Genomic DNA, 19,156 nt, shown 5'->3' on the forward strand with positions numbered 1-19,156 from the left:
TTCGAAAAATAGGCGGTTGTTTTGCCAAGCCTTGCATTAGTAACGATAAAATGTACTATAAAAGCCGTAGCATCGGCATGTAGCGCAGCCTGGTAGCGCACCGTCATGGGGTGTCGGGGGTCGAAGGTTCAAATCCTTTCATGCCGACCAAAATACCTTAAGAAAACCAATCCATTAGGGTTGGTTTTTTTGTTTGTGGGATTAGTGGTAGGGAAACTCAGGGGAAACCCAAACTCTACGGCACGCTACCGGGCTAGTTCTGGGGTGACTTCTGCCAGCATTTCTAATACTGGCAGCCCTTTAATGGGAAAACAGTCGCAACCTGCGCATAAGCAATGGTATGACAAAGACCAATATAACCCGTACCGATAAGGCCAATTCGAACCTTTTTCATCCTATTTCCCCTGCTTGCTTATAGATTATTGCCCCCATCAGAGGCTTTACATGCCAATGGTTATACGAAATCAAAATTTCATTATCAAGATAGAAATAGAATAAAAGACTCTTTTTGCGATGTACTACGAAAAATATTCTCAAGCTGATGAATATTGCATAAACAGAAGAAATCCTCAGAGACCAATTCACAAAAATCGAACAGTGAACATAATTATATATTTTCATTATGTAATTTTTTGAAAAATAGATTTCGAAAAATGCAAGATGTTACGCATAGCTGATAAGTCAGGGTTTCAATCGCGTAATTTCGTTATATAGTGAGCACCACGATGAAGCGATCACTCAATTGCTCCTTTTGATTTTTACAGGTAATTCGCTATGAGCTCACCTTTTCTGGTTACACCGCAGTGGCTGGCTGAACATAAGAACGATGGAAAAATCGTTATTTTGGATGCAAGAATGTCGCCGCCAGGATTGATACCTAAGAGAGATATTCAGGCCGAGTTTAAGCAGGGGCATATTCCCGGCGCCGTTTACTTTGATATTGATGCAATAGCAGATCACAGCACTGACTTACCTCATATGCTGCCATCCCCACAGCAGTTCAGTGAGATGGTTGGCCAATTAGGGATCAGTGAGCAACATACCTTAGTGATTTATGATGATGGTAATCTCTTTTCTGCACCACGGGTTTGGTGGACGTTCCGTATATTCGGTGCCAAAAATGTACGTATCTTGGCCGGCGGTATTAGCGGATGGCATCAGGCTGGTTACGTATTAGAAAGTGGTACGACTAAACCAACCCATCAAACTTTCAATGTGAGTTTTAATAAAGCAGCCGTCAAAAGTGTTGATGAGGTTATCGCCGCACTTGGCAATGATCAAATACAGATTTTAGATGCCCGACCAGCAGGTAGATTTAAAGCACAGGAACCAGAACCTCGCCCCGGTTTACGCCTTGGGCGGATCCCCGGCAGTATCAATACTCCTTGGGGGAGCATGGTAGAGAATGGCAATTTAAAATCACCACAAGAGCTGGCAAAAATTTTTGCAGCCCAAGGGGTAGATTTAACCAAACCTATAATTACCAGTTGTGGTTCTGGTGTAACAGCCGCCGTCGTTGCTCTGGGGTTGGCAGCCGTAAATGCACCATCGGTATCACTCTATGACGGCTCGTGGGCTGAATGGGGCGCATCGGACTCTCTGCCAATTGATGAAACTCGCCTTCCATAAAGGAGAGCTAAATAGCAACCAGCCCACGGACGCCATCCTGTTCCATATCAGTGCCACGCCCCCGCTGAATAATTTTTCCGCGGGACATCACTAAATAGTTATCAGCCAGTTCTGCGGCAAAATCGTAAAACTGCTCAACCAAAAGAATGGCCATATCTCCTTGGGCGGCCAGTTTTTTAATAACCACGCCGATCTCCTTGATAACTGAGGGCTGAATTCCCTCGGTTGGCTCATCCAGAATGAGTAACCGAGGTTGGCAAGCCAATGCCCGACCAATCGCCAGTTGCTGCTGCTGACCACCGGATAAATCCCCACCACGGCGATGCTTCATCTCTTGTAAGATGGGGAAAAGTTGATAAATACTCTCTGGCACAACCTTGCTCTGTGAGCCGGGAAAGCGCGAAAGGCCTAACAAGATATTCTCTTCTACTGTGAGTCGGGGGAAAATTTCTCGCCCTTGTGGCACATAAGCAATTCCACCTTTTACCCGTTGGTGTGGTGCTTGATGGCTAATATTTTTACCTTCCCAAGTGATGCTACCATTTTTGAGTGGCACGAGTCCCATCAGGCATTTAAGCAACGTAGTTTTACCGACGCCATTACGGCCCAATAAGCAGGTAATCTCCCCTACAGCAGCCTCGAATGACAAGTTACGCAAGATATGACTGCCGCCATAATACTGTTCGAGTTCATTTACTTGCAGCATATTTTACCCTCAACTCAACGGATAGTGATCGATCAAAAAACAATCAAACCTCATCCAGCATTTGGTTAACCCATAATAGGGAGGCAAATCAGCGCCCGAGATACACCTCGATCACCTGTTCATTAGCTTGCACCTCTGCTAGTGAGCCTTCGGCCAACACCTGCCCTTGATGCAATACCGTGACATGATCGGCAATAGTCTCAACGAATCCCATATCGTGCTCCACAACCATCAGTGAATGCTTTCCTGCCAGTTGATTAAATAACTCGGCAGTATAGGCGGTTTCTGCATCAGTCATCCCAGCGGCTGGCTCATCTAATAGTAGTAAATGTGGGTCTTGCATTAATAACATACCAATTTCAAGAAATTGCTTTTGACCATGAGATAGCAGCCCTGCCTGCCGTTGCCGCATATCACTGAGGCGTAACATGGTCAACGTTTCATCAATTTGATCCCGCTGCTCACTGTTTAACTTGGCACCTAGACTCGCCCAAACTGTTTTGGTACTTTTTTGCGCCAGCTCTAGATTTTCAAAGACACTTAGCGCTTCAAATACTGTGGGTTTTTGAAATTTCCGCCCGATCCCCGCTTGGGCAATTTCAATCGTATTCATCGTTGAAAGATCATGCTGTTGGTCATACATCATCTTGCCGGTCTGTGGGCGCGTTTTACCGGTTATCACATCCATCAAGGTCGTTTTACCCGCACCATTTGGGCCAATAATGCAGCGTAACTCTCCGACACCAATTTGTAATGAGAGATCACGTAACGCGTGAAAACCATCAAAGCTGACATTGATATTTTCCAATGTCAGCACGGGATCACGTTGCTGGCGATACTTATCAGCCGCATACTCAATAGCTCCTGGCTCCTGAGCGATGATCTCTGGATAAATCAGTTGCTCAGTAATTTGAAATCGGCTCATTTTTCTCTCCCCCGCTTCAGCAAGCCAATAACACCTTTCGGCAAGAACAAGGTCACCAGAATAAATATTAAGCCGAGGAAGAATTGCCAATATTCCGGCATAGCCATGGTGAACCAACTTTTTGCGCCGTTAACAATTCCCGCCCCCAGTACTGGGCCAATAAGAGTGCCGCGCCCACCAAGTGCCACCCAGATAGCGGCTTCAATGGAGTTAGTCGGCGACATTTCACTGGGGTTGATAATACCGACCTGTGGCACATATAGAGCACCTGCCAAAGCACACAGCACGGCGGATAGTGTCCAGACAAACAGCTTGAAACCTTTCGGATCATAACCACAAAATGTCAGCCGATTTTCAGCATCACGCACTGCGGTCAGTACCCGGCCAAACTTGGTACGAGCTAATGCAAACCCCAGTGCCAGGCTGGCGATTAATAGGATAAGTGTTGCGAGGAACAGGGCAATACGAGTCGAGGTTGCCGATACCGGAAATCCCAGCATGGTGGTGAAACCCGTGAAGCCGTTATTACCACCAAAGCCGGTTTCATTGCGAAAAAAGAGTAGCATCCCCGCATAGGTTAATGCCTGTGTCATGATGGAAAAATAGACCCCTTTTATTTTGGAACGAAATGCAAAATAGCCAAAAATAAAAGCCAGTAAGCCGGGCACCAACACGATCAGGCACAACGCCCAAGCAAAGTGTTGGCTACCACTCCAAAACCACGGCAACTCAGACCATGACAGAAAAGACATAAATGCGGGTAGCCCATCGCCTGCCGCCTGCCGCATCAGATACATCCCCATGGCATAACCGCCGAGGGCGAAAAATAGGCCATGCCCAAGTGATAGTAATCCGGCATACCCCCACACCAGGTCGAGTGCAATAGCGACCACCGCGTAACATAGAATTTTACCGATAAGTGTTAAGGTATAGGTCGATATTGCCAGTGGATTCTCCGCAGGCAACAACACCAGAAAAGGCAGAATCATTAGTGCCACCACCGCTACGGCACCCAATGACCGACTGACAATTGGTGCTTTTTGCGTCAAAGTGATCGCTAGAGGTTGATTCATCAGTCACTCACCCTGCCCTTGAGGGCAAACAGACCTTGTGGTCGTTTTTGAATAAACAAAATGATCAGCACTAAAATCAAAATCTTACCTAGTACTGCGCCAATCTGCGGTTCCAGAATTTTATTCAGCATTCCCAGCCCCAGCGCCGCAACCACACTGCCCGCTAATTGCCCGACACCACCGAGAACGACCACCAGGAAAGAGTCGATGATGTAACCCTGCCCTAACTCTGGGCCGACATTCCCCAGTTGAGATAGTGCCACCCCACCTAACCCAGCAATACCTGAGCCGAGGCCAAAGGCCAACATATCTACCCGCCCTGTCGCCACCCCACAGCAAGCGGCCATTGCTCGGTTTTGTGTCACGGCCCGCACCTGTAATCCAAGGCGGGTTTTATTCAACAGTAACCAAGTGAGCAGCAGAATAACGACTACGAATGCAATCACCGCAATACGATTCCAGGGTAAAACTAAATTCGGCAAAATCTGTAGCCCGCCAGAGAGCCACGCCGGGTTGGCGACTTCTAAATTTTGTGCACCAAAAATCATCCGCACACTCTGAATCAGCATTAGGCTGATCCCCCAAGTCGCCAACAGCGTTTCCAATGGCCGCCCATAGAGGTGTCGGATCACCGTACGTTCTAGCGCCATGCCAATACCGGCAGTGATAAAGAAGGCGACTGGCAAAGCGACCAGCGGATACAGTGCCAACCAGTGCGGTGCAAATTGTTGAAACAGTGATTGCACCAAATAAGCGCAATAGGCCCCCAGCATCAGCATCTCACCATGGGCCATATTAATGACCCCCAATAAACCATAAGTAATAGCCAGGCCCAATGCCGCCAGCAATAAGATGGAACCCAGTGATAACCCGCTGAACACTTGGCCAATAATATCGCCCACCAATAATCGGTTTTGCACCTGTTTTAGGCTACTGGCCGCCGCAGTGCGGACTTGCGCATCAGGTTCAACCTTAGCATCGGTTAAGATTTGCAGCCGTGACTGTGTCTGGGGTGAACCGGATTGCCCCAACAGCTGAACAGCATTCAGACGCACCTGCGGATTGCTGTCAGTCAGTTGTAAATTAGCCAGTGCGATGCCTAATGCTTCTTTAACTTTGCTATCAGTTTCCAATTTCAGACGCTGGTTAAGTAGCGGCAATTGGTCACTTTTGGCCTGCTGCTGTAACTCTAATGCGGCCTGTAAGCGCACTGACTCATCCGCACTCACCAACCGTTGAGACGCCAGCGCGTTGGCAATCAAGATTCGTAACCGGTTGTTAAGCCACACTTTCTTCGGTGTGTCTGTTGGTTGCAATTGCCCTTCTAGCGGGGTAAACCCCTGATTACTCTGGACGAAAGCCTGCCCCGCGCTATCTATTACCAACGTCTCCTGTTTCAGTGCCTGCAATAAAGGCAATCGGCTGGCATCTGGCTCTGTCGCCCATTGCTGTAACAGAGTGGCTTGTTGTGAGCGATTGGCCGCGGCAAAATCATGGGCTGGCCCAGCAACTGCCAATGTCGACATCCCCAGTAACAGGCCAATCATCAGCCTGAGCATATAATTGGCCGCTCGCCCCCACACAGGAATTAATGATTTCATAGGCTCACTCATCACTGATATATGGCAAAAGAGATCCAGAGTCAGTTGTCGTCATCGACAAAAGCCAACTCTGGAAAGTCACCGCTACTGAGTGCTTTTTACTGGATGGTCTGGTTTTTTGTCATTCCCTGCGATAAACGGGCTCCATGGCTGAGCACGAATTGGAGCATCCGTCTGCCATACCACATTGAACTGCCCGTTCGCCTCAATTTCACCGATCATCACAGGTTTATGCAGATGATGATTAGTTTTATCCATCGTCAGCGTAAAACCTGAAGGTGCCGGATAAGTTTGCCCTGCCATGGCAGCACGAACCTTATCCACATCCGTTGATTTGGCTTTTTCGGCCGCCTGTGCCCACATATGCATACCGACCCAAGTCGCCTCCATCGGGTCATTAGTGACGGCTGTATCCGCATTCGGCAACTTGTGTGCTTTGGCGTAAGCTTTCCATTGCTCAACAAACTTCTTATTAGTCGGATTATCCACCGATTGGAAATAGTTCCAGGCAGCCAGATTACCCACTAATGGTTTGGTATCAATGCCACGTAACTCCTCCTCTCCCACTGAGAAAGCAATTACCGGAACATCAGTCGCTTTAATACCTTGGTTGGTTAACTCTTTGTAGAAAGGAACATTCGAATCACCATTAATAGTGGAGATAACAGCTGTTTTTCCATCAGCAGAGAATTTTTTAATATTGCCAACAATGGTTTGATAATCGCTGTAGCCGAATGGGGTATAAATCTCCTCAATATCTTTATCCTGAATGCCTTTGGTGTGTAAGAAAGCGCGCAGAATTTTATTAGTGGTACGCGGATAAACATAATCAGTACCCAACAAAATAAAGCGTTTAGCTGCACCGCCATCTTCACTTAATAAATACTCCACGGCGGGGATAGCTTGTTGGTTGGGTGCAGCACCGGTATAGAAAACATTCGGCGACATCTCCTCTCCCTCGTATTGCACCGGATAGAACAGTAAACCATTCAACTCTTCAAATACCGGTAATACAGATTTACGGGAAACCGAAGTCCAGGCGCCAAATACCACCGCAACTTTATCTTGGGTTAATAATTGTCGTGCTTTCTCAGCAAAAAGCGGCCAGTTAGATGCGGGATCAACAATAACTGGCTCAAGTTGTTTACCCAACACGCCACCATGGGCATTGATATCATCAATACTCATCAGAGCCATATCTTTCAATGGTGTTTCAGAGATAGCCATCGTGCCGGACAACGAGTGCAAAATGCCCACTTTAATGGTATCCGCAGCCAGCGAGCCAAAAGCCACCCCCATGTTGATAACCGAAGCCGAAAGTGCAAAAACCTTAATTAAGTTACGATGTTGCATTGCGTTAACCTCTGGTCGTTGAGTAAAATACACAAGATCGAATTACTCTGCGCAATCGCCATGCCAGTTTTATATCTTGATAATTTAATTGAAGAATATATATATAATGGTCAAATAACTGAATATATCAGCGAATTATCTGCACCATTAATGCGCAATGCATGAGCACAGATAGTGCAAAAAACTTGAGTCTTAATGTGAGGGATCATTAATATGAGAAATAAAAAAGAGATGAATCAGTTCAGAAATGGGAGCATTGATTTTAACGAAAAACAGGAATGACAATTGCCACTCCTGTTTTCTTATCACTAATATGTATCAGTTGCTTATATCGATATAACAACTGTTGGCCGATATCATTAATTTTACTTTTTAGGGCCACGAATACGTAAAGTCAAACCTTTCAGGAAATAACGTAAAACCTGATCACCGCAAGGGCGGAAGTTTTTGCTGCCCTCTTTACGGAACAAGGCATTCAGCTCAGGCTTTGACACTGGGAATTCAACCGCGTTGAACACATCGTGCATATCGGTATCTTTCAACTCAAATGCTACACGCAGTTTTTTTAGCACAATATTGTTAGTAATGACGGGTTCTACCGCAGGTGCTGGGAACTTGTCATCTTTACCGCGACGAAAGAAGATCAGGCCATTAAGGAAATGTGCCATCACCAGATCAGGGCAATCCTGATAACCAGCTTCATCTTCTTTTTTAAGGAAATTAACGACATCCGCATTGTTCACGTCAAAATCAGCCAGCTTAATGATTTCTGTTATCTTGGTATCATTTACGTTAAGCATGTAGCGAACACTACGGAGCACATCGTTGTTCATCATATTACTGCCCTATTCCTATTATTTAGATTAGACGTGGCGAATATCGCAAGAAAAAAACATTTCTTTAACGTCTAGCGGGCAGTATTGTATAGATCAACGTTGATTTTCTCAATGTAAATCTGATTAATGGTCATAGCTCAAAATAGATAATAGACGGCTGTTAACACTATTATTTATAGGGAATGACTAATATTATATTAAGATGAGCATTAAAATATCAATGAAACATATTACTTAACTATCATCTTAACCTTTTATTATTATGTAATCTCAGACACTAGCCTTAATACCATTGACAGGCTGATAAAGCGAGATATCATCACCAATGATATATTTTCTGCGTAGGATGGCAGATATCTTATCCATGATCATGACAATAACCACCATGATTAATGTAATAAACATCACGACATCCCAGTTCCATAGCCGCATATTCTCAGCATAAACCAAGCCAATACCCCCCGCCCCCACAAAACCTAAGACCGCTGCCGAACGGGTATTAGATTCAATTTGATAAAGACTTAACGCCAGAAATGTTGGAAAGGACTGAGTAAATATGCCAAAACGATGTTTTTGTAGTGCGTTCGCTCCCATAGCCGTCAGGCCACGATTGGGCGATTTATCCACAGCTTCATGCCCTTCAGCATAGAGTTTACCCAGTAATCCCATATCTTGCATGATAATCGCCAGCACCCCAGCCAGTGGCCCCATGCCCACGGCACGGACAAAAATCAACCCCCAAATGGCCATATCAATGCCCCGGAAGATATCTAAAAAGCGACGAATCATAAAGGAAATAATACGCAAACCCGGTGTCGACATGACATTCCGCGCAGCCAAAAATGATAAGGGCAAAGCGATCAATGTCGCCGTGAGTGTCCCGGCAAAAACAATAGCTAAGGTGATAAATATCTGACTGAAATAATATTTAAATGGCCAGTTAATAAAATCATGCCAAACAAACATTCGTAAAAAATAGCGGCTTATTTGCTGACTTCCATGAGTCAATGTCTGCCAAGGAATACCAAAAACCTTGAAGAAAAAAATGTAATACAAAAAGATCCCCACAGCAATAGCTGCAACCAGTCTAACATAACGTTTTTGCTGTAAAAAAAGCTGCGGATGTTGCTGTTTGAGCGCTGATATCTGCTCCGTTGTCAGCTGATAAGTCAACATTATTATGCTCCTTCTACCACTCGCTTACGTAATTTACCGGATGTGTAATCCAACAATGAAACCACAATGATAATTAGCAATAGCGTCATGCTCACTTGGTCATAACGATCCAGTTTTATCGAGGTCATCAGCTCTTGTCCTATTCCTCCAGCCCCCACCAAACCTAAAATTGTTGATTGGCGGAAGTTGATCTCCAGACGCATAAAACTATAAGAGAGGAAAATTGGTTTTACCTGTGGCCAGAGAGCAAAACGCATTCGTTGCAATTTACCAGCACCACAAGCTGCCAAGCCGCGAACAGGTTTATCTGATGCTGTTTCCAGCGACTCATAAAATAGCTTGGTCAGGCTGCCAATGGTGTGCAATGCAAGTGCTAGAAAACCAGGGATCGCGCCAATACCAAAGGCCATTACAAACATCACCGCCCAAGCTAATTCAGGCATGGTACGCAAAAATGCAACAAAAGTTCGAATAAATAAGCGTAACCAAGGTGGGCTTTGCGTATTATTCGCGGCCAAAAAGGCGAGGATAGTGGCAACTATTACGGATAAAATAGTTGATGCCACCGCCAATTGTAGTGTTTCCCAAATCAGCGGTAACTGAATAGGAAGCCGATAGCCCCAATAAGCAAAAGAGCCTTCTGTACGACCGTCCGCAAATAAACTTTGCCAATGGAGTACGGGTATGGTCTCAGCCAAATAATCAAAGAAATTTGGAATGGAAATAAAAACAGTATGCAAATTAAACTCAGCAATACTTCCCGCGCCAAGATAGATAATTGCCAATGTTAATGACCAAATCAACGTTTCACGTTTCTGTTTACCGCGTATCTGCTGATAGTAGTGGTTAAAGTCTGTATTCAAAATTAGCTACCACCTAAGAGCAATAACCCCAGCTAAGCCAGAGCTATACCCTACTGACTTGAGCTGACAGGAGATTAGCGGCCCACACTCACCCGACTCGCTTACAGATATAAGTGAGTCGGGATTTATCTGTTTGCTGCCTACAACTCCAAGTCCCTTGGGGATATATTATTTATCCGCCGGATCGGCTTAACGATCGCCTTTGGTTAATTCACGCTTCATATCAATGATATTTTGATACTCGCTAAGTGATGTTTCACCAATATGCTGTTTACCGCCCATCGCTTTAATAAAGCAACCGTGATCTTCTTTGTCCAACTTTTTAACCGCTGCAACTAATTGCGCTTTAAATTCAGCTGGCAATGCACTGCGAACTAAAATCGGGCCATTAGGAATCAATGGAGATTGCCAGATGATGCGGATCTGTTTCATTAAATCAGGGTGGCCCATGCGGATCATGCGAGTAAATGCTCCGCTGGTATAACCGGTATTATAATCACCGATCATTGAGGCCCAAGTCACCGCACCGGCAAACTGACCATTAATAACCCCGAGAATATCTTGCTCATGACCACCAGAAAAAGTCACACTAGAGAAGAAATCGTTATATTTATTATCTGCCGTCCCACCAAATTTCTGCTTAAAACTTTGGTTAGGGATCAGGAAACCTGACGTTGAATCAGGATCAGCAAAACCAAATGCTTTGCCTTTCAAGTCTTCAATTTTCTGATAAGGGCTATCTGCTTTTACCACGACAACTGAATGATAGCCGCGCGATTTATCTGTATCATCGATTGCAATGCCAACAATATCAACAGCTTTAGGATCTTTAATATAAACAGAGGCAAAAGATGAGGGGGACATACTTAATACCAGGTCAATCTTTCCACCCAATAGACCTTGGATAACACCAGAATAATCAGATGCATTGTGCAAATTCGTTTTTACACTTAATTCTTTATCCAAGAACTCTTTGACGCACATGTTATCGCCAATTTGCTGTGTCGCATTCTGCCCGCCAAGAATACCCAGATTAATCTCTTTCGGTGCATCCGCTGCTGTAGCATTAAATACCATCATGCTTGCCAATAATGAGGTAAGACAAAATACTTTTTTCATTAAAATAACCTATTATGATAAAGGGATAAGTAGGGATTAATGCAAAAGATCAGTTGATTCATCGCTATAAATATCTTGAATAATGGTGTCATTCAGTAGTGCCGGAGGCCCGTCAAAAACAACTCTTCCATGTGCTATACCAATAACGCGGGTACAATAGTCCTTAACTAAATCAACAGAGTGCAAATTCACGACCACTGCAATATCGTTTTCACTTATTTTCTGTAATGTATTCATAATACGTGTTGTGTTCTTTGGGTCCAAAGAAGCAACGGGTTCGTCGGCCAATAATATTTTGGGGTTCTGCATCATGGCACGACAAATAGCAACTCGCTGCATTTGGCCACCAGAGAGATTCTCGGCACGCTGTAGAGCATGGGGCAACATATTAAGCCATTGTAATAACTCGATTGCTCTGGCTCGATCTTGCTCAGCGAATATTTTGAAGAATGATTTTAGTGTTGAGGTATAGCTGAGGCGGCCTAATAAGACATTGGTAATAACATCAAGACGGGGGACCAGACAAAAGTCCTGAAAAATCATACCGCATTTGGCACGCCATTTGCGCATCTGCTTTGCTGTGAGTGCTGCAATATTTTGCATATCGCCATTGTCATGATAATTAATAATTTCACCAGCACTGCTAGGGATCGTGCCATTTAACACATGCAGCAATGTGGATTTACCGGCACCTGAACGGCCAATAATTGCGACAAATTCACCAGCATGAAGTTCGAAATTAATATCATCTAAAACGCGATGCTGTGATTTGTATGCTTTAACTAATCCTTTAACGGCAAGTACCTTCTTACGCGGTTCTTGCACCGTAGCCGGATAATCAGCCACAGTGAATTTACGCAATGCCTGGCCCATATCATGTCTCTCAGATTGCCTGTAGTCATGAGCCATTAACGTATATTTTTATTGCATATCGATGATAGTTTTATGAGAGAAAGGTGACAAAAAAATAGCCACCTTTCATATCTTTTTAAGCGCATAGATTGTAGTGAGTAATGATTATTTTATGTCATTATCACAAATCTCTTTGGCGGGGCTAACTTCTTAACTTTCGGTAGACAAATAGCACGACCAACGAACCGATAACTGCAACCACAAAGCTACCAAGGTTAAATCCATCAACTCGCCCCATACCAAAGAAGGTGCTGATATAGCCCCCGACCAAAGCCCCGACCACACCGAGAATGATGGTCATAATAAAGCCACCGCCATCCTCCCCGGGCATAATCCATTTAGCCAAAATACCGGCAATAAGACCAAAAATAATCCAAGATAGTATGCCCATAAGCACCTCCATAAAATTAATTTTCGCTGACAGCTGATTTAGCGACTCTGTAAATAATCCGTCGTTCACGTCTTGCTTTTGGCCTTAAGCATAAGATCTCAAACAAACATGACAAACTCACTATTACAAGCTTAAACAGCTATCATCATTATTAAGTTAAGACCCGAATAACAAAATCTGCAAATCAGATCAGCATGTTCAGCACAAATCAAATAACTGGCTGACGCGGTATGACAATCTGGTTAACACCCTGTTGTTGTAACTTTTTCAACAAATCAATCCCCCCATTTGGCATGCTATGAGCGAACTCCCTTTCACTAGTAAAGATGGGGCTGGCCCAATATATATTGACCGGGTCGCCTTGTTGTTGGGGCAATGTAAGATTGTCTGCATCAGCATATAACTCTGACGATAAAATGTAGCCTTCGTAGCCCTGAGGGGCAACTGACGACTCCAATGTATGCCCCTCCCCTAGCCAAGTTATTTTGCTCCAGGGAACATGAGAGAACCCAGCCAAAGCGCTGGCCATATGAATAGCATTGTCCTCATCCACATATTGCCCATCTATCGCTATTGCCATCTCCAAACGCCGATATTTAGCGGCATCATCATTGAATAATATTTCAACCCACGGCTGAGGGCGAATACTGACCCCCAATGTCAGAAAATAATATATTCCCTCTTTTTCGTGCTGAGAAATGGCCATTGGCGGCCACTTGCCTTGGTCGATGGCATAATATTTCAACGATGGACCAAAGTGTTGTTCATAGCATTGAATATATTCAGCCTGTAATGCGGGCCACGGATTTCCCTCTTCCTGCTGCCAACTCCGCCAAAATTGACGGGTATTTTGTGCGTTGGCATATTGAGTATTGGTTGAAGCTGAGCCAAGGGGTAATGTCAGGGGATTATCTTTAATACAGCTGGCAGAATAACAAATGGAGTGATCGATATATAAGCTCCAGCCAGGAATAATCGCCAGTAATTGGCCCTGATACCATAATGCAGCACCATCATCACTTTCAGACCAGACTATCGTAATAAATTGTGGATCAAGTTCTGCCTCACCGGCTACATTACGGCAAAACTCGGCCGCTAATCGCGGGGCTAAGCCTTGTTCAAGGGCAGCATTATCAGCAGATTGGGGGGCGGCAACCAAATTTCTTACCCAACAAGCACGAACTGGGAAGCGCTCTTCAAATGCCTCCTGCGGATAGATATAGAAATACACGACCCGTTGGTCCTGCTGCACCACGGCGACTAATGTCTGGTTTTCATTACTGACTTCGGCCAGCACTTCAGATTCTTTCATATCGCCTCAACTGTTTCGGCAAAGGATTTCAGGCGAAACACACTGCATGCCTGCCGTAAAGTAAGTCTATTAGCGGGATACTGATAATCTCATGCTAATAACTTTATACTGATAATGTAAAACATGCTGGTAGTCACAACATGAGGTGGTAAACACTTACTGATAGTGTAAAACGCTCTTGCCCTTTAAATCATCAGCAAAAGTCTCAAAAACACGTTGGATACGATTAATATCTAAACCCTTTTTATAATAATTGATTCAGTATCTTCCTAAGTCATCCTGCGGGCAGGATAGTTCACTATCGAGATATTTATCATCAATAGTTGATAGTCTACAACCTGATTTCACGCTAAAATAAAAGTATTATTTTGCACGAAATTGAAGGTTAACATGGCATATATACCGAAGAACTATACCCGTCTGGAGAGTGGCTATCGGGAGAAAGCACTAAAGATTTTCCCATGGGTTTGTGGCAAATGTTCTCGAGAGTTTGTTTATTCCAATCTGCGAGAATTGACGGTTCACCATATTGACCATGATCACAGTAATAATCCCGAAGATGGCAGTAATTGGGAGATGTTATGCCTTTTTTGCCATGATCATGAACACTCTAAATACACTGAAGCGGATCAATATGGTTCAACCGTGATAGCAGGCGATGACGCCCAGAATGATCAGGGAGTTGCAACCCATAATCCATTCGCAAACCTAAAATCATTGATGAAAAAATAAGCCTGCTTGGTCGCGGAATTTATGGCGACCAATATTGCTTAATTGGCATTGAGTGATTAAAAACCCAATAATTGCCGGTATGAACGATGCTCCTGCTGTTCTGGCAATAATCCTAGCTTGTCGGCTAAATGTCGGCATTCAGTCTCCAGACTATTAAGCGCGGCTGCATCATCAGTCATGATGGCAATTTCAGCAAAATCGCCAAGCCCTACCAAGTGATCCAGCGTAACGTGAAACCTCCCAATAAAATAGATACTACGTTGTTTTTCCAGTGTAAATGCCGGCTGATACCCTAAAGTGCCCAACATGCTTTTCACTTTATCTATATCTTCAATATTGCTGGCTTCACAGCGCTCTGTACCTGGCCCTTTGACTATCCATAACCGAATGCCAGATGGGTTCATCTCCCGTAAAACCATACTGATCTGGTTCACCGCTAAATCACCACCGTTAGCTTCCAGATAGATATCTTTTTCATGATTATTGAGGGTAAATGGTGTTGCTTGATATATTTTCAACTGCTCATGTAATTGGCCAATATTCGATATATGAAACTTTAACTCAACTTCATATTTACCAACAAAATGCTCACTCATGGGTACCTTACTGATCCGTGTAATAATGAAGTCCGATCCTATACCTCATCATGCAATAATCAAAATTATTATCAAAAGACCGGGAGGATCTAACAAGCCCATATTTATTGAGTCACTATCTAATTTAATCATTAATGTTAGTAATATTTAAGCTGCGATTACTGCGATGGTTAAAAGCAGTTTAAGCACTAAGAATGTGAGACTGATCACAAATAAAACGATTTATCGAGAAAGCCTCTCCTACCTCATGTTTACTTTATGACACTAATATATCTATTTCATATTAATCTGCGCGCGGGTGTAATGCCCGGTGATATAAAAAATCGATGTCACTACAGGAAATCGCACCAATGAATCACTTCAATGATGAAAAAACGCAAACCTTGCTGAATCAATTACAGCAGATTGTGGGTGCACGTTATTTGCTCACCAGCGAACGGCAAACCGAGCGATATCGTAAGGGGTTCCGATCAGGAGTAGGAGCGGCTCTCGCAGTGGTATTCCCTTCAACGTTATGGCAGCAATGGCAGTTACTACAACTCTGTGTGGCTGCCGATACCATTGTTATCATGCAGGCAGCGAATACCGGATTGACTGAAGGCTCCACACCCAGCGGCAATGATTATGACAGACCGATTGTTATACTAAATACTTTACGCCTCAATCAAATTCAATTATTGAATAATGGGAAGCAAGTCATTGGTTTCCCTGGTAGTACTCTGAATCAGTTGGAAAAGCTGCTGAAACCTTATGACCGTGAACCACACTCAGTGATTGGCTCCTCTTGTATTGGTGCTTCCGTAGTTGGTGGTATTTGTAATAACTCGGGTGGCTCTTTAGTTCAACGAGGGCCGGCATACACTGAAATGGCACTATATGCACAAATTGATGCGCAAGGTGAATTACAGTTAATTAATCACTTAGGAATAAATCTAGGTAATACACCAGAAGAAATTCTGCAACGTCTGGAACGTGGTAAATACCGAGCCAGTGATATTAGCCAAGGCGCACAACAAACCTCAGACCACGAATATGCCACTCGAGTGCGAGATATTGATGCACCGACCCCTTCCCGCTTTAATGCCGATCCCAGACGATTATTTGAAGCTTCTGGATGTGCCGGTAAATTAGCGGTATTTGCAGTACGGCTGGATACCTTCCCAAGTGAAAAGCAGCAGCAAGTCTTTTATATCGGCACTAATCAAACTCAGGTATTAACTGAATTACGCCGTGCTATTTTACGTGACTTCAAGCAGTTACCGGTAGCGGGTGAATATATGCATCGCGATATTTTTGATATTGCCGAAGTGTACGGAAAAGACACTTTTGTGATGATCAATAGTATGGGTACTAATAACATCCCCCGCGTCTTTACCTTAAAAGGAAAAATTGATGCCCGCCTGAGTAAAGTTCCTTTTCTAATCGACCACTTAACTGATCGGATAATGCAGGGCTTCAGCCAGATACTGCCTAATCATTTACCTAAGCGCCTTAAGATGTATCGCAATAAATATGAGCATCATCTGATGCTTAAAATGTCAGGTAGCGGTATCGAGGAAGCACAGCAATTCTTAAAAAACTTTTTTGCCACTGCTGAGGGTAACTTTATCACCTGCACCGCTGAGGAGGGTAAAAAGGCCTTTTTGCACCGCTTTGCCGCAGCAGGTGCGGCGGTGCGCTATCACGCCGTTCACGCCGACAAAGTGGAAGATATTCTGGCGCTGGATATTGCCTTACAACGCAATGAAGAGCAGTGGTTTGAGACACTTCCACCAGAAATAGATCAATGTCTGGTCGCCAAGCTCTATTATGGTCATTTCCTGTGTCATGTTTTCCATCAGGATTATATTGTGAAGAAAGGCGTCGATACCCAAGCATTAAAGCAAAAGATGCTGGCACTATTGAGTGACAAAGGTGCGGAATACCCAGCTGAGCATAATGTCGGGCATCTTTATATAGCAAAACCCGCATTAAAGGATTTTTATCAGCAGATAGATCCAACCAATAGCTTTAATCCGGGGATCGGCAAAACTTCAAAATTAAAACAGTGGCAAGAAAAATGACGGCACTGAGGGTGATACCCATCTATCGTATTGAATACCGGCCACATTGAATAAAGTGTTATATCAGTGCCTGACTATATTGTCGTCATTCAGACTAAAGCTATAGGCAGAGTTTACAGCCCTAGCTGCAAACTCCGCCATTCAATTCCGTTGTGATGCTTATTCTGAGACCTGAGCTAAACGTGCCTGGCTATCTTTCTGTTGGCGGTAACTTTTCGCCGCACCTGGAATCGGCGCAGCTTTGCCAGTTTCCATCCAGCTACGCAGGCGGTTTGCATCAGCAAAATGGGTATATTTACCAAAAGCATCTAACACGACGAGTGCAACAGGACGACTGCCAATGACGGTACGCATCGCCAAACAGTGCCCAGCCTGATTAGTAAAACCTGTTTTTGTTAGCTGAATATTCCATTTATCATTATAAACCAAATGGTTAGTGTTACGGAAAGGCAGTGTGTAATTTGGCTCACGGAAAGTGGCCATTTTCTCTGTCGTGGTGCTCAACTGCCCAATCAGCGGATACTGTTTGGTCGCTATCAATAGTTTTGTCAGGTCACGTGCTGTGGATACATTATCAATCGATAGGCCCGTGGGTTCGGTATAATGGGTTTTCGTCATTCCCAAAGATTTAGCTTTCACATTCATTGCGTTAACAAATGCATTATAACCGCCTGGGTAGTGATGAGCTAAGCTGGCCGCAGCACGATTTTCTGACGACATCAACGCCAACAGCAGCATATCCTTGCGACTAATTTCGCTGTTTACACGTACTCGCGAAAATACCCCTTTCATCTCTTTAGTTTGATGAACATCGACCGAAATAATTTCATCAAGCGGTAATTTAGCATCCAATACCACCATTGCTGTCATCAGTTTGGTGATTGACGCGATCGGTACGACCTCATCTGGATTATTAGCATAAATGACTTTATTGGTTTGTAGGTCAACCACCATTGCACTCCCGGACGCCAACTCCAGGGGGGCTTTCCCTTTAGTTTCAGTCGTTCCACCACTGGCGACGGCTAAAGGAGCAGCACTGATACCAGTCGATAAAAGCAAAATACTTAATAGTGCAGAACGGATTTTCACATGCATGTTCATCAGCTTAAATAGGTTATTGGGAGTGGTTGTGGTTGAGCTAGCGCATTATAAATTACAGTAATGCCCTTCGCATCACACATTCTTCAAATGATTGTTACAAAGATTAAAGCTGACTAATCACTGCCCAAAGGTAAACATTTCTCAGTGATAACGGGGTATGCCGTGATTGAAAGGTCTATTTTGAACGATAGTGGTTGTTTATAAGACAATCAAGGCCCGCTAGGGATATCAATTTAAGTAGATTATATGGCGGTGAGGTAAATTAGCGCAGCCATTAGCCGCAGAAACCTAAACGGGGTCTCAATAGTAGTAAAAAAGATCCTGCCAAATTAATTATTAACTTATAATTGTCAGAATGATTTTTTAATAATTCGGATTTATAGGTATTACTATGGGAACAACAATTTTTGGTATTTTCTTTGGTGTATTTTTGATAGCTGCAGGTTTAGCTGATATTCATGATGAAAATCTAGCATCACTGACATTCTGGGTTGATGCTTTACTGATCTTTGTTGGCGCGGTATTCCTGCTAGGAGTTGCTAAATTTATCGGGCGTAAGAAGAGATAGCAATTCACTATCATTGATGACAAAAGGCGTGTAATGCGTCTTTTGTTAGCATAACAACATGTTATTTAATCGTTACTACAAACTGTCAAAATTTATAGCTAAGTATCAACTCGGAACTTAATCATTAATATTTTGAATGTTATTTTTTACTTCGGCACTTTCATGAGTAAGCATATTCCGTGTATTATATCTTATTGTGT

18 protein-coding genes, 1 tRNA gene and 1 pseudogene are annotated in these 19,156 nt (G+C 43.8%); 5 read left to right on the top strand and 15 right to left on the bottom strand.

From position 1 onward, the window contains the following. The first annotated feature begins 73 nt into the window (after positions 1–73). A tRNA-Pro gene (locus HRK25_RS18805) sits at positions 74–150 on the top strand. Positions 151–248: 98 nt separating this feature from the next. Here the strand turns inward: HRK25_RS18805 and HRK25_RS18810 are convergent. Then, positions 249–394: pseudogene (locus HRK25_RS18810) on the bottom strand (Gfo/Idh/MocA family protein); the annotation flags it as partial. Between the two features lie 380 nt (positions 395–774). Between HRK25_RS18810 and sseA the strand changes: the two are divergent. Further along, on the top strand, positions 775–1,629 hold the full coding sequence (sseA, locus tag HRK25_RS18815) for a 3-mercaptopyruvate sulfurtransferase (RefSeq protein ID WP_005274421.1): 855 nt from the start codon (positions 775–777) through the stop codon (positions 1,627–1,629). Between the two features lie 7 nt (positions 1,630–1,636). Here the strand turns inward: sseA and urtE are convergent, their stop codons facing one another. From urtE to HRK25_RS18875, 12 genes are all read right to left on the bottom strand, one after another. Next, positions 1,637–2,335: an urea ABC transporter ATP-binding subunit UrtE gene (gene urtE, locus HRK25_RS18820; RefSeq protein WP_005274418.1), complete on the bottom strand. Its 699-nt coding sequence runs from the start codon at positions 2,333–2,335 to the stop codon at positions 1,637–1,639. An 88-nt stretch (positions 2,336–2,423) separates the two neighbouring features. Next, the gene (gene urtD, locus HRK25_RS18825) at positions 2,424–3,260 is read right to left on the bottom strand and encodes an urea ABC transporter ATP-binding protein UrtD (protein WP_050413690.1); all 837 of its coding nucleotides are present in this window, start codon (positions 3,258–3,260) and stop codon (positions 2,424–2,426) included. After that, positions 3,257–4,333: an urea ABC transporter permease subunit UrtC gene (urtC, locus tag HRK25_RS18830; RefSeq protein ID WP_032897937.1), complete on the bottom strand. Its 1,077-nt coding sequence runs from the start codon at positions 4,331–4,333 to the stop codon at positions 3,257–3,259. The genes urtD and urtC overlap by 4 nt, the downstream gene beginning before the upstream one ends. Beyond that, the gene (gene urtB / locus HRK25_RS18835; RefSeq protein WP_032897935.1) at positions 4,333–5,934 is read right to left on the bottom strand and encodes an urea ABC transporter permease subunit UrtB; all 1,602 of its coding nucleotides are present in this window, start codon (positions 5,932–5,934) and stop codon (positions 4,333–4,335) included. Before urtB ends, urtC begins: the two co-directional genes overlap by 1 nt. Positions 5,935–6,018: 84 nt before the next feature. Next, positions 6,019–7,287, bottom strand: coding sequence for an urea ABC transporter substrate-binding protein (urtA, locus tag HRK25_RS18840; protein WP_005274413.1), 1,269 nt, complete (start codon positions 7,285–7,287; stop codon positions 6,019–6,021). 365 nt (positions 7,288–7,652) lie between these two features. Further along, complete coding sequence (locus HRK25_RS18845) at positions 7,653–8,123, bottom strand: YehS family protein (RefSeq protein WP_005274408.1); 471 nt, start codon at positions 8,121–8,123, stop codon at positions 7,653–7,655. 270 nt (positions 8,124–8,393) lie between these two features. Then, positions 8,394–9,299 (bottom strand): phosphonate ABC transporter, permease protein PhnE, encoded by a 906-nt coding sequence (gene phnE / locus HRK25_RS18850; protein ID WP_049601542.1) that lies wholly within the window; start codon positions 9,297–9,299, stop codon positions 8,394–8,396. A 2-nt stretch (positions 9,300–9,301) separates the two neighbouring features. Continuing rightward, positions 9,302–10,162 carry a phosphonate ABC transporter, permease protein PhnE gene (phnE, locus tag HRK25_RS18855; RefSeq protein WP_005274400.1) on the bottom strand — a complete coding sequence of 287 codons (861 nt, stop codon included), beginning with the start codon at positions 10,160–10,162 and terminating at the stop codon, positions 9,302–9,304. A 189-nt stretch (positions 10,163–10,351) separates the two neighbouring features. Continuing rightward, positions 10,352–11,281 carry a phosphonate ABC transporter substrate-binding protein gene (gene phnD / locus HRK25_RS18860; RefSeq protein WP_005274398.1) on the bottom strand — a complete coding sequence of 310 codons (930 nt, stop codon included), beginning with the start codon at positions 11,279–11,281 and terminating at the stop codon, positions 10,352–10,354. Positions 11,282–11,317: 36 nt separating this feature from the next. Continuing rightward, positions 11,318–12,154 (bottom strand): phosphonate ABC transporter ATP-binding protein, encoded by an 837-nt coding sequence (phnC, locus tag HRK25_RS18865; RefSeq protein WP_005274396.1) that lies wholly within the window; start codon positions 12,152–12,154, stop codon positions 11,318–11,320. 181 nt (positions 12,155–12,335) lie between these two features. Continuing rightward, the gene (locus tag HRK25_RS18870) at positions 12,336–12,584 is read right to left on the bottom strand and encodes a GlsB/YeaQ/YmgE family stress response membrane protein (RefSeq protein WP_005274394.1); all 249 of its coding nucleotides are present in this window, start codon (positions 12,582–12,584) and stop codon (positions 12,336–12,338) included. A 208-nt stretch (positions 12,585–12,792) separates the two neighbouring features. Further along, entirely contained in the window at positions 12,793–13,896 is a 1,104-nt protein-coding gene (locus tag HRK25_RS18875) for a suppressor of fused domain protein (RefSeq protein WP_005274392.1), read from the bottom strand. 390 nt (positions 13,897–14,286) lie between these two features. Here HRK25_RS18875 and yajD point away from each other — a divergent pair, with 390 nt between their 5' ends. Beyond that, on the top strand, positions 14,287–14,628 hold the full coding sequence (gene yajD / locus HRK25_RS18880; protein ID WP_005189583.1) for an HNH nuclease YajD: 342 nt from the start codon (positions 14,287–14,289) through the stop codon (positions 14,626–14,628). 56 nt (positions 14,629–14,684) lie between these two features. On the opposite strand, the gene HRK25_RS18885 is transcribed toward yajD, so the two are convergent. Beyond that, positions 14,685–15,224 carry a class IV adenylate cyclase gene (locus HRK25_RS18885; protein WP_005274388.1) on the bottom strand — a complete coding sequence of 180 codons (540 nt, stop codon included), beginning with the start codon at positions 15,222–15,224 and terminating at the stop codon, positions 14,685–14,687. Positions 15,225–15,574: 350 nt separating this feature from the next. Here HRK25_RS18885 and dld point away from each other — a divergent pair, with 350 nt between their 5' ends. Beyond that, positions 15,575–17,287 carry a D-lactate dehydrogenase gene (dld, locus tag HRK25_RS18890; RefSeq protein WP_032897932.1) on the top strand — a complete coding sequence of 571 codons (1,713 nt, stop codon included), beginning with the start codon at positions 15,575–15,577 and terminating at the stop codon, positions 17,285–17,287. Positions 17,288–17,446: 159 nt separating this feature from the next. Here the strand turns inward: dld and pbpG are convergent, their stop codons facing one another. Then, positions 17,447–18,382: a D-alanyl-D-alanine endopeptidase gene (pbpG, locus tag HRK25_RS18895; protein WP_032897931.1), complete on the bottom strand. Its 936-nt coding sequence runs from the start codon at positions 18,380–18,382 to the stop codon at positions 17,447–17,449. A gap of 397 nt (positions 18,383–18,779) precedes the next feature. Here pbpG and HRK25_RS18900 point away from each other — a divergent pair, with 397 nt between their 5' ends. After that, positions 18,780–18,956, top strand: a complete 177-nt coding sequence (locus HRK25_RS18900) for a hypothetical protein (RefSeq protein ID WP_005274383.1) — start codon at positions 18,780–18,782, stop codon at positions 18,954–18,956. The last annotated feature ends 200 nt before the right edge of the window (positions 18,957–19,156 follow it).

The sequence above is a fragment of the Yersinia bercovieri ATCC 43970 genome (genome assembly GCF_013282745.1).
GTDB classification, from domain to species: domain Bacteria; phylum Pseudomonadota; class Gammaproteobacteria; order Enterobacterales; family Enterobacteriaceae; genus Yersinia; species Yersinia bercovieri.

Bases quoted from the DNA above. Each gene is read 5' to 3' on its own strand.
- sseA (WP_005274421.1), top strand. From the start codon at position 775: ATGAGCTCACCTTTTCTGGTTACACCGCAGTGGCTGGCTGAACATAAG.
- urtE (WP_005274418.1), bottom strand. From the start codon at position 2,335: ATGCTGCAAGTAAATGAACTCGAACAGTATTATGGCGGCAGTCATATC.
- urtD (WP_050413690.1), bottom strand. From the start codon at position 3,260: ATGAGCCGATTTCAAATTACTGAGCAACTGATTTATCCAGAGATCATC.
- urtC (WP_032897937.1), bottom strand. From the start codon at position 4,333: ATGAATCAACCTCTAGCGATCACTTTGACGCAAAAAGCACCAATTGTC.
- urtB (WP_032897935.1), bottom strand. From the start codon at position 5,934: ATGAAATCATTAATTCCTGTGTGGGGGCGAGCGGCCAATTATATGCTC.
- urtA (WP_005274413.1), bottom strand. From the start codon at position 7,287: ATGCAACATCGTAACTTAATTAAGGTTTTTGCACTTTCGGCTTCGGTT.
- HRK25_RS18845 (WP_005274408.1), bottom strand. From the start codon at position 8,123: ATGATGAACAACGATGTGCTCCGTAGTGTTCGCTACATGCTTAACGTA.
- phnE (WP_049601542.1), bottom strand. From the start codon at position 9,299: ATGTTGACTTATCAGCTGACAACGGAGCAGATATCAGCGCTCAAACAG.
- phnD (WP_005274398.1), bottom strand. From the start codon at position 11,281: ATGAAAAAAGTATTTTGTCTTACCTCATTATTGGCAAGCATGATGGTA.
- phnC (WP_005274396.1), bottom strand. From the start codon at position 12,154: ATGGGCCAGGCATTGCGTAAATTCACTGTGGCTGATTATCCGGCTACG.
- HRK25_RS18870 (WP_005274394.1), bottom strand. From the start codon at position 12,584: ATGGGCATACTATCTTGGATTATTTTTGGTCTTATTGCCGGTATTTTG.
- HRK25_RS18875 (WP_005274392.1), bottom strand. From the start codon at position 13,896: ATGAAAGAATCTGAAGTGCTGGCCGAAGTCAGTAATGAAAACCAGACA.
- yajD (WP_005189583.1), top strand. From the start codon at position 14,287: ATGGCATATATACCGAAGAACTATACCCGTCTGGAGAGTGGCTATCGG.
- HRK25_RS18885 (WP_005274388.1), bottom strand. From the start codon at position 15,224: ATGAGTGAGCATTTTGTTGGTAAATATGAAGTTGAGTTAAAGTTTCAT.
- dld (WP_032897932.1), top strand. From the start codon at position 15,575: ATGAATCACTTCAATGATGAAAAAACGCAAACCTTGCTGAATCAATTA.
- pbpG (WP_032897931.1), bottom strand. From the start codon at position 18,382: ATGCATGTGAAAATCCGTTCTGCACTATTAAGTATTTTGCTTTTATCG.
- HRK25_RS18900 (WP_005274383.1), top strand. From the start codon at position 18,780: ATGGGAACAACAATTTTTGGTATTTTCTTTGGTGTATTTTTGATAGCT.